This is a genomic window from Flavobacterium artemisiae, assembly GCF_042678225.1.
GTDB lineage: Bacteria > Bacteroidota > Bacteroidia > Flavobacteriales > Flavobacteriaceae > Flavobacterium > Flavobacterium artemisiae.
Map to the genome: position 1 here is coordinate 49,508 of NZ_JBHUDZ010000022.1, position 10,611 is coordinate 60,118.

8 protein-coding genes are annotated in these 10,611 nt (G+C 31.1%); all 8 read right to left on the reverse strand.

Annotated features, from left to right (window positions below; all coding sequences use genetic code 11):
• Nucleotides 1-517: 517 nt before the first annotated feature.
• Entirely contained in the window at nucleotides 518-1,240 is a 723-nt protein-coding gene (locus ACFSC2_RS25200; RefSeq protein WP_379816608.1) for a toxin-antitoxin system YwqK family antitoxin, read from the reverse strand.
• Nucleotides 1,241-1,386: 146 nt separating this feature from the next.
• The gene (locus tag ACFSC2_RS25205) at nucleotides 1,387-1,938 is read right to left on the reverse strand and encodes a toxin-antitoxin system YwqK family antitoxin (RefSeq protein ID WP_379816609.1); all 552 of its coding nucleotides are present in this window, start codon (nucleotides 1,936-1,938) and stop codon (nucleotides 1,387-1,389) included.
• A 6-nt stretch (nucleotides 1,939-1,944) separates the two neighbouring features.
• Nucleotides 1,945-3,807, reverse strand: a complete 1,863-nt coding sequence (locus ACFSC2_RS25210) for a PAAR-like protein (RefSeq protein ID WP_379816610.1) — start codon at nucleotides 3,805-3,807, stop codon at nucleotides 1,945-1,947.
• On the reverse strand, nucleotides 3,807-4,544 hold the full coding sequence (locus ACFSC2_RS25215) for a hypothetical protein (protein WP_379816611.1): 738 nt from the start codon (nucleotides 4,542-4,544) through the stop codon (nucleotides 3,807-3,809). The genes ACFSC2_RS25210 and ACFSC2_RS25215 overlap by 1 nt, the downstream gene beginning before the upstream one ends.
• Nucleotides 4,545-4,547: 3 nt before the next feature.
• Entirely contained in the window at nucleotides 4,548-6,620 is a 2,073-nt protein-coding gene (locus ACFSC2_RS25220) for a T6SS phospholipase effector Tle1-like catalytic domain-containing protein (RefSeq protein ID WP_379816612.1), read from the reverse strand.
• A 36-nt stretch (nucleotides 6,621-6,656) separates the two neighbouring features.
• Nucleotides 6,657-8,183, reverse strand: a complete 1,527-nt coding sequence (locus ACFSC2_RS25225; protein WP_379816613.1) for a DUF2931 family protein — start codon at nucleotides 8,181-8,183, stop codon at nucleotides 6,657-6,659.
• A gap of 120 nt (nucleotides 8,184-8,303) precedes the next feature.
• The gene (locus ACFSC2_RS25230; RefSeq protein WP_379816614.1) at nucleotides 8,304-10,181 is read right to left on the reverse strand and encodes a type VI secretion system Vgr family protein; all 1,878 of its coding nucleotides are present in this window, start codon (nucleotides 10,179-10,181) and stop codon (nucleotides 8,304-8,306) included.
• A 213-nt stretch (nucleotides 10,182-10,394) separates the two neighbouring features.
• The coding region (gene tssD, locus ACFSC2_RS25235) for a type VI secretion system tube protein TssD (protein WP_379818620.1) at nucleotides 10,395-10,611 on the reverse strand (217 nt) is incomplete at its 5' end.

Below are 10,611 nucleotides of genomic sequence, written 5' to 3' on the forward strand. Positions count from 1 at the left end.
CATTCAAAAAATAAAAAACAAAAATGTGTGATTTATACACTAATTAATTTTTATGCGAATATATATATTAATTTTAATATTAAAATTAAAAAACATCGATAAAATGCGCATTTTATCCGATTAAGTGCATTTCGCACATTCGGATCAAATTTTAAATTTCAAAATAACATCAATAATTTTGAAGTTTTAGGGAGTAATTGTTTTTCGCTTGCTGATAAATACATATTTATTTTTATGTATTCTAAAAAATGCCATTTTACAACTTGGTGACTTATATGCATCGAAGGTCTCAAATGCATTTAATGATCTTAAAGAAGTTTCATCAAGTACAAAAGTAAAAGTAAAATATGAGGGGAACAGCTTGGTTATAAGAGTGAAGCGCCTAAAAAAAATATGAACAGAAACAAAAAATATAGGATTTATTGTTCCTAAAATAGCTCCTACTTTTTGTAAAAGTAATGTTAAGTATAAGCCACATTTCTTTATACTTTGGTTTATAAAATTATAATTTTAGAATCTAATGACAAGGTTCTATTTTATTGAAAATACAATAAGGAAAACGTACATCTACTGAATCTTTTAAAGTATAAATTTTTGTACTATCTATTTTTCCTTCTTTATTGTAATATTTCCATTCTCCAAATTTGAAATTATTCTTTATTTCACCTTCAGATTTTAAAATCTCCTTTGAGTAATTCTGCGTCTTACCATTCCATTCACCATAATAGTAGTTTTTCAAAATACCATTTCCTTGTAAAAGAAGAACATTTTGTGTAATAAAATCATAACGTACATCTCCTTGAGCATTAGATGATACAGAATACATACTTGGACGAGGATTATTATTTACATTTATCGTATATCCCGTTGCTTTACCCTTGATTATATATATTACATAATCAATTTCTTCATTTAAGCGATAAAAAATTTGAAGACTATCAATTTTATTTTTTTTATAATACAATACTCCATTTTTCATAGTATATAGCTTCTTAACAACTTCAAGACTTTTGGAGTGTTTAAAATCATAGTTTATTATTGTGGCCTTATTTTTATCATTATACCAATTATCTGTTTTCCGAAATTTGGTTCCTGAATCTCCACAAGCCGGTTTATTTGGTTTTGAAATAGATATCGAAACTAGCTTTTGAGGTATGTTTTTTTCTTGCGCAATACCACTCAAAATCAAAAAAGCAATTATAACTATTAAAATATTTTTTTCATTTTGAAAGGGATTCATTAAGTTTCTCAATGTCAGTCCAGAAATTACGCTCTAATCATAAAGCACGTTAATCTCATGTGCATACGAAGATTAATTTGTAAGATTGTAACCGAAAAAAATCGTTTTCTGAAATTTACAGGTTGTCATTATTTCCTCTTGTGTTTCTATATTTTTACTTCAATATCTTTTTTAAAAAATATTTCAGTTAAAACTTGTCCTTTTTCATCATAAGTAATCCACTTACCATCTTTTTTATCATCGCTATATCTTCCTACTGTTTTAATCATATTAAATATTCTCTCATAATAGCCATCCTTTTTACCTTTTTTATAGGTAATTATTTCTGAATTTCCAGTATCACTAGAAGATTTCCATGGTCCATCTTTTTTCCCATTTTTATAAACCCCTGAGCTCTCTCCACAAGAAGAATACCCATTAAGCATTCCATTTATATAATGCTCTTCACACGAAAGATGCCCGTCAATAAAAAAAATAAAATGACCGTGCTTTTTTCCATTTTTATATTCACCTATCTGATTAACTACGTAACCAATTCCTTTTACATATCCCTGATATATTACTTGCCCGTTAAGACTTTTTGGTATACCTTTTTTATCAAAATCATCTTTATCAAAAACAGAATAATTCTTCATTTGAGCAAATGTCTGTATACTACCAGCAAATAATATAAAGAACAAAATAAGCTTATATTTCATGTTATCTTAGTTATAATATTTAATCGTTTCTTCTTGCATCAAATCCCAATGCCATTTAAAAAAAGCTTTACGTTGATTAGGATTAGGCGTTATCTTATCTATTTTGACCATATAATCCATGATATTATCAGTAGTACCTTGTTCAAAAACACATAAATTGACTAATCTTAGACGATCTTCTAAGTCACGTATACTATCATTTAATTCTTTATTTTCGTTTTCAATCTTTTCATTTTGTTCATCAATTGCTTTCTGCTGTTCTTTTCTTATTTCCAAAACACTTTTGTTTGTACCATCTTTAAATTTTATCACTTCCGATGATAATTTATTTTTAAATTGTTTTAAAAACTCTTGTTTAACAGTAATATTATTTTCAAAAATTTTAATATTATTTTCGTGAATTTTAATATTATTTTCAACTATTGAAATATTTTGAGTATCTTTTTTATCAAATACATGCTCTAAACCTAAGCAATGTCCAATTTCATGTAAATAGGTAGTTTTTGAATTGATCCCACCAGTTCCTATAACAACTGCTTGATTATTTCGAGGATAAGTCCAAGAAAATCCTGCTTCGTCTCCCTTTTGATGAAAAACTGTCATAAAAACAAAAATTCCTTTAAAGTTTTTATTTTTTTCCTTTGCTAATTTGATCAACTCATCTTTTAACAAGTTGTTATCTTTTGGAAATCTTGGCTGACTCAACCCCTCAGGTATGTCGACCAATTTTCTATTTTTAAAATCCTCAAAGTCAATCTTTAAAAAATCTATTTCAGCTACTGACCCATCTTCAAAAGTAGGATTTATCAATGCTTGATTTAAAGAATTTATAGTAAGGGTATTTTTCAAATCTAAAAAGAATGCATCATCAAAAGCATCAAATACTTTTGAATAATAGCTTTTTGATGGATTAATTTCGTCAATAATTAAAAATTTAATTGGTAAATCATATTTAACAGCATTTTTTAAAACATTTAATTTTCCTACTATTCGGTTATTCTGGTCAAATGCTTCAATCACAACATCAGCATTTAAATCTTCATTGCATTTAATCAAAATTTCGATATTACTTGCTTCTTTTGCTTTTAAAACATTAGGAGAAATTTCAATTCCTTTAGGAGATTGTAATAAAATTGTATCAGTATCATCTAAAGCATTTTTTTTTAATTCTATAGAGAGTTTCAACTTTACATCGATACCTACTCTGTTTTTATGTCCTTTAAACATACTAAGCCAGGGAACATAATAATCTTCATTGTTAATTTTTAATGGAGAACCATCAATATTTGAATATACTTTTTTTAAATTTTCAAGTCCTTCAATACAAATTCCTTCTAAGTATTCATCTCTCATCCAATCAAAACCAAACTCTCCATCATAAGAAGATAATGTCCTAAATTTCACAATAAAATCAACTTCAACTTTTTCTAATGGTGGCACAGGCGCACCTGTAGTATCAACTTTTTCAACCTCATTACGTTGTCCGCAATCTGTAATTTTAATAGCAGTACCTCCATAATCACATTTTACTGTGCTTTTTAAAAGCAATGGAAATTGATCCTGGAAATATACCGTACCTACATCTTTCCAGTCTCCAAGCTTCATTACAGAGGCACAGGGACTAGCTTGATTAGGGCTTTTTTTACAATTACCTTTAAACATTAAGCTACTCATGTCTTTTTCGACAACTGTAACTACTTTTTTATCTTGTATGGTCGGTGGATCAAAACTTACTTTTACCTCTCCATCTGGAGCAGTACATAAATCACATTTGATTTTGGCACCGTCAATCACAAATTTTAAACCATCCTCGGCCTCTTCTTTTTCCTCGCGTTCTTTTCGTTTTAAAGTATTATCTGGTTTTGCCATTAAAGTGTTGTTTTATTAATGTTATACAAAATTGTAGATGCTTCTTTTTCTATTTCTAATGCTGCCAATTCTACTTGGCCATTCCTATATTCGATACAACCTTCATATTTTATAAAATCATTACCTTCAATTGGAGTTCCTTCAATTAAATAAGTATCGAATTTTTCATTTTTTGGATAACGATGTTCAGCTGTCAAATTACTGCCGCAATCTATTATTTTTCTTTTCCTTTCTACAGCATAAGAGTTTCTATGTAAACTTGAAAAATATAAACCAAACATCTTATAGTCAGAAATAAAGGATATTAATTTTTGTTCATCGTTTAATAAATTGCTAATGTCCTGCATGTATGATATTGCTGCATAACCTACATTATCTATAGCAAGTTTTTCAGAAGTGATTTCCCACCGTTTAGCTATTTCTTCAATATTTAATATTTTGATTATCTGCCCATAATCATTTATTTGTACTTCAATTTCATCAAAGGCTCCCGCAATTTTTTTTAGAAAAAAAATATTTTCAATAGATACATTACTGGTGATTTCTATCTCTGAAAGAAATAACTGAAACAGCATATCATTTCGGTTATTTTTATATCTCGTAATAGAAATTTTTCTAATATAACTTATCTTTTTTACCTTTTTTAAATTAGAAAAATCTTTTGTTATAGTTTCAAATATGTAGTCATTTATTTTATCCAGTTCTGGAAGTATAATCTGGTAATCTAAATAATTCATATTTTAATGTATTTGCCTTTTTCGATTTGTATTTGGCTGCATACCAAACCAATCTCTTGTTGAAGACCAATGTAAGTACTCATTTCTTAATTTTCTTAACATGGTTTGAGCATTGTAACCTATAACTTTAACCTCTGGTAAATCAATAGTTCTTATTTCAGGTTCTTGTGTGGCAACTGGCTGTGGAACTTTTTGAGTAACTAAATCAAATCTAGGTTTATATTGCTCTACCCTTAAATTGTCTATTGGTACTTTTAAGTTTTCATGTTCATAAGTATGATCTCTGAGCTTCTGTTCTATGCTTTTAATTTCATCTTGAAATTTCTGTTTTTCTAAAGCCTCACGTTTTTTTCGTTCGATTTCTTCGTCAGAAATAAACTCCCATTCTTTAACTTCATTAGTTTCATCGAGCGCATAAGGTGTTAAATAACTTTCTACATGTGTTAGAAAATCATCTAATGGAAATTTTACATCTGACTGTTCTACAAAATAGTCCTTCATTTCAGTACTTCTGGCGTAGGTTTCCATAAAATGGAGCGGAATATAACTGTATTCTTTTTTTACTCCTTCATACTCATCCTCAGTTCCTTCAATTTTTTTTCCACGAATTCCTGTGAGTTTATCATACGGAGGAAAACTCCACTGTGTATTTACTCTAATTTGCTCCTCACGATACCAATGTTGCTTTATCAAATCGCTTCTAAGCGCTCTTAATCCTATTTCAGTATAATAAGAATTAGCTGGAGCTGGAAAAACAGAAACATAATTTCCGTCTTTCATCTGAGTTCCTATTTCATCTATAACTTCCTTCTCTGTCATATAAGCGCCACCAATATCACAATGAACTCCTGGGAAGTTTTTCTCGATAAATTTACCTGGAATTTGATTTATTTTGGTTAATGCAAAATTTTGACGGTGTTCATCTTTAGCAGTAAAATGAACCAATTTTTGACAGTATAAAGTATTAAGATGCAATTCTGCAATATCATCATTGAAATGAGTTGACCAAGCTTCTTTTACTAGTTTTCCACCTTCATCTTTTAATTTTCCATGACTGTCATAATGATCCCAAACACCATTTTGTTCAAAATAAGACGAAACTGTATCATAAATTCCAACAAACCTTACCACTATTTCTATATCTTTTAAATCCTCGAACTCAAGATCTGTTTTTAGAAGTAAACTATATCCTAAATGTCCCATTTTGGGTAAATAATCCTGTATTAAATAGCTGTTGTCTATCTCATAATTATCTACATCTACAAATGCAGTACGTGTTTTTTGTACCGCGATAGGCCCTCCTCTTCCTGAGACAGGCTGCTGATATTCTATTCCGTTTGGTATTTGTTTTTGTAGTGCTTTTGCATAATTATAGTCTAGATTTACTTCATAGACTAGATTTCTTGCTGTAGCAGCGCCACGACTAAAACCAAAAACATCCAGTATAATTTTACTTATTTTACTTTCTTTCTTAGGATTGGCTTTCATTGCTTCAGAAACCTTGTCAGCTATTTGCTCACAGGCATTACGTACTCTGGCACGAATACCTGTTTGCCCAGATCCGAATGCAAAACCATCTTGACTGTCTCGCATTAGGTTATCTGTTCCCATACCAGGTACATAAATTGCATATTTTTCTTTCTCACAGCATTGCCACATTCGTGCGACATTGGTATAATCGTTACTATAGCTATTGTCTGTACCCATACGATCTAGACCAAACTCATTTAAAGGCACTCTGTATGAAGCTACAAGATATTTGTCTCTTTCAGGGATAGCATCAAACTCAATTTGTTCTGCAGGTGTTTTATCTTTTTTTGAAAGAAGATCTTCTATTCTTCCTTTATTCTTTATTTTCTTATACTTTGAATTATCTTCACTCTCCAGTACATCATTCCCTTTAGAATAATCAACTTTTCCTTGTGCATCCATACCTCGACTATGCTTACTGCGCATATCGGTATTGTTCTTATTGTTAAGTGTTCCGTCTATAAATACTCCAAAAGTAAGAGCAATTTCATCTTGCTTTTCTTCGTCTTTACCTGTTCCCGTATTGTATACAAATGTTTTTCCCATAACAACTATTCTTTTTTGTATTTCTGCTCTACGTTATTACTTCCAATCGTTTGCTTTAAATTTCACTGGCATTTCTTTTCCATTCCCCTTGAGATTAATACTGAAAGAATGAGGTGCTTTACCTATTTTAATTTCCATTTCCAGAGGAGCGCCAGGGTTAAGTTTATCAAGGCTTTTAAAAGTTTGGGCAACTTCTTCTTCTTCAAATATTAAATCTATAGCTTTTCCGACTTTATCCTCTTCATAACTTAAACTTATTCTATTGGGAGGTGAATTTTGTTGGAATGGCATATTAATAAATGCTTTGTCTTTAAGCACCTCTTGCAATGTTCTACGTCTAATATTAATTTCATCCGGCTTTTTTGCCCCCTCTGTAAAGACAAAAACAGGTCGCCAATTGTATGTATATTCTTTTGTTAATGAACGAGACTCATAAACTTGCAGTTTACTTTTCTTTAACGGAATACTGTTTACTCCATTTTTAAGTTCTACTCCTAAATAAGTACTGCCTGGGTTAATCTTAATCTCCAAATCTATGTTTGCTTCCACATTTTTTTTATGTAATTCTTTAAAAGCATCAAAAATTTCTTTTTCCTCAAAATCTATTACACCTCCATAACCTTGTCCATTTTTATCCCAATAACCAATGCCTAAACTTTTAGGGATTGCTCTTTCTTGATATTCATTTTTAGTAAATTCTTCGCCTAATAGTTTTTCTTTTTCTCCATTAAACATTTCAAATCCAAGGTCATCTTGTACCTTTCCTTCTCTAACAAATACTAAGGTAGGTCTCCAACTATACTTTATGCGGTAACTATCCCATAGTCCATAGGGAATGGGTTTGTTTTTATTTGCCTCCTGAACCTCAGGAGCTATAATTTTTGGATTTTTTAAGGTACGTGCTCTATCAGCAGGATCAAACAATAAGCGTTCGTGACTATCTAATGAGGCTATTTCTTCTGGACTTATTATCACTTTTTTTGCCTGATAACGCCCTATTTCTACATTTTTTTGTCCTCCTCCCTGTACCCATACTACTACTACACCGCCAGGAGCAAAGCCAACAGTTATATGATCATAAGTAGTTATTACTTTACCTCTCTTTCTAACACTACTCTGAAATCCTTCATTGAATAGTTTAACCATTTTTTGATAGTCAAGCTCTGTGTTTATATGATACATAACATCTTCTACATACGAATACCAAGTACAATTAAGTCTTTTGGGAATAGATTTTTCACCCTGACTCATACCTGAAGAGTTTTCTCCCCAACCTCCCATACCTGTGGTGGTACCAAAACCAGAAATACTAGTAGAGCTACTTGGGCTTTCTTCGACACCGTTGGATACCAAAGGGCCTTCAAGCCAACCTTTATATACTTGTATTGGATATCCAGAAGGACAACTTAAACCCTCCTGCCATTTAAAATTTGTTTTCATATTAGTGAGAGTATCTTGTATTACAGATTTAGCAACCTGTTTAGTCTGTTTATTTTCTTGGCAAGAACTTGTCAAGATACTTGTTGCAAGTAATATTAGTACATAAAAAAAGTCCTTCTTCATATTTATTTGAGCTTTACAAAATTATCTCATCTTAATTTCGCAATATTTATATTTCATAAAAGTAAGAGTACGATGAAATTAAAATGATCTACTCGAAAACTTAGACGTTCTTTTAGAATTTTACCCCTTATTCACTTTTGCATCAATCGCACCCAGTACCTTAGAAATCCCAGAGCTCTTTATCAAAATATCACCTCCAATAGCTTTGTAAGTAGTTGTAGATGTGGTTTTATTTAAATCTCCATTTATTTTTACCGTTTTATCTCCAGACACTTTTTGCTCATACATATTAGTAGCAAGTTTATACAGTTCTGTAATATCTACAGTATTGTTTTTTCCAATTTTTAGGCTGTTATCCCCTTCAATAGTAGTTTTCTTGTTGCCTCCTACTCCTACCGTCATATTTTTACCAACAGTGATGTCGAGATTATCCCCAACATTTATGGTCATATTTTTAGGTGCATTCAGTGTGATATTTCCTTCGCCATCCAGATAAATGCTATTATCAGAAGGATCTTTGATTAGAATACTTTTCTGCGTATCATCAAAAGTTATCGTGCAGCCGCTGCGTGTAAAAAAACTTTTAATATGATTGTCTACTTTTCCGCCTTCTCCAGTTTTTCCGTTAAAAATACTTCCTATTACATAAGGTCTGTTTGGATCATTGTAATGAAAACCAATCATTACATGATCTCCCACTTCTGGTATGGTAACCCAGCCACGGTTTTTATTGACAACATCACTTATTCCAGCGTTAGGCGTTACTACATGTAACCATGGTGTGCGGGATTTATTTTTTTTCTGCCAAAGTAATTCTACACGAATCCTTCCATTTCCACTAGGGTCATCATTTGCAATCACTACAGCTCTCTGATCTTGTGCTGCTGGTAAACCTACTTCTGGTTCAGGCAATTTTTTTATTTTGGCAGGGAGTGCTTTAAAACTATTTTCATATTCACCAATATCAGTAGCTTTATGTCTTATTTCCGTAATAATATAAGTTCCAATTTCTTGAGAAGCATAATGCGTTTTAGTACTATCTAATCCTTTTTTAAAAACTTCAGATCTATCTAATATTTGCTGGGATTCTACATTAATAATAGAGCCTATTCGAAGTTTTGGATTACTGCTTGTTGCTAAGATATAATTGCCATCTGCAGCTATACTTTCTTGTTTCTTTTTAAGAATGGTTTCAAAATAAGCATCATCTCCTATGTTAAATTGACCATGTTCGTAAGAAGGTGTTTTATATAATTTACTCGAAGCTTCAAAAGCATGATTACCTAATTTCGGTAATCCTTCTACAATACTGTCATCTGTCTGGGCTTGATATAGCTGGTCTATATTTTCATTATATATATAACCTCCATACTGATTTGGTTTGGCTTGTACTGAAATACTCAAATTGAATAAATCTTTGTTGTAAATTAATTTAATAGGATTACTTTTTTCTTTTGGTTTTCCTATAAATAATTTCTCTCCATCATAAAGCAACCATTCATTATATTGTTTTGCTAATCGCTGAATAAAACTAAAATCTGATTCCTGATATTGCGTTTGATATTCTATTTTTGAAGTAAACTCGGGATCAATTTCACATTGCAGTTGTTCTCCAGCTGCTTTCTGAATTACCTCATCTACTATATCTTTCAAATTAAAATCTTCCCAAGAGTTCATTTTTTGACCTCCCTCTAACATAATGGTTTTAGAATATCCTGAAACAATAATCTGACTGCCCGTATGTCCTAATTCTTGTTGGTATTGTACGTTTGTTATAATTCCTAAGAAATTATTATTACCATCCAATCTAATATGCAGCACCTTTCCAAGAGATTCTTGCGCTCTTTCCATAGTGTATGCTCTTGGTCTTTCTATAACAGAGTGCGGAATACTGATTTTAAACTCGTGATGAGTATTAATGGTTTGTTTTAAATCGATTTTAGTAAAGTGAGAGAGTTCTTTACCGTCTATACCAAAGATTATTTTAGGAATGACCATAATATGTTTAGTTATAAGTTTGGGACTTTTTAAAATTTTAACTTAAATACATTATAGTCTAAAGTTCTTCTTAAGTTCTTTACACCAAATATTTTAAGCTAAAAATATCATGTTCTGAAAAATAGAAACGATACAAATCAATGTTTTTTTTGAAGAAATGTGTATTAAAAAACAAGAAGCGACAGATCGCCGCTTCTTGATCATTGAGGCTGATTATATTTTAGCCCAATTGTTATCTAAAGTAGCGTTACCCAACGTGATTTTCTCTGCAGAGAAAGTAATCTCTGTAGTCATTGGAGTTTCGGCCATAGCGTCTAACTGCTCGCTGAAGAATACAATAAAAGCGTTCTCAAAAGAAAGTTCTTTCATTACCTGCTCAGAGTCAGCTTTGAAGAATTTTACTTTTCCGCTTACTGGTTTGTGCTGGCTG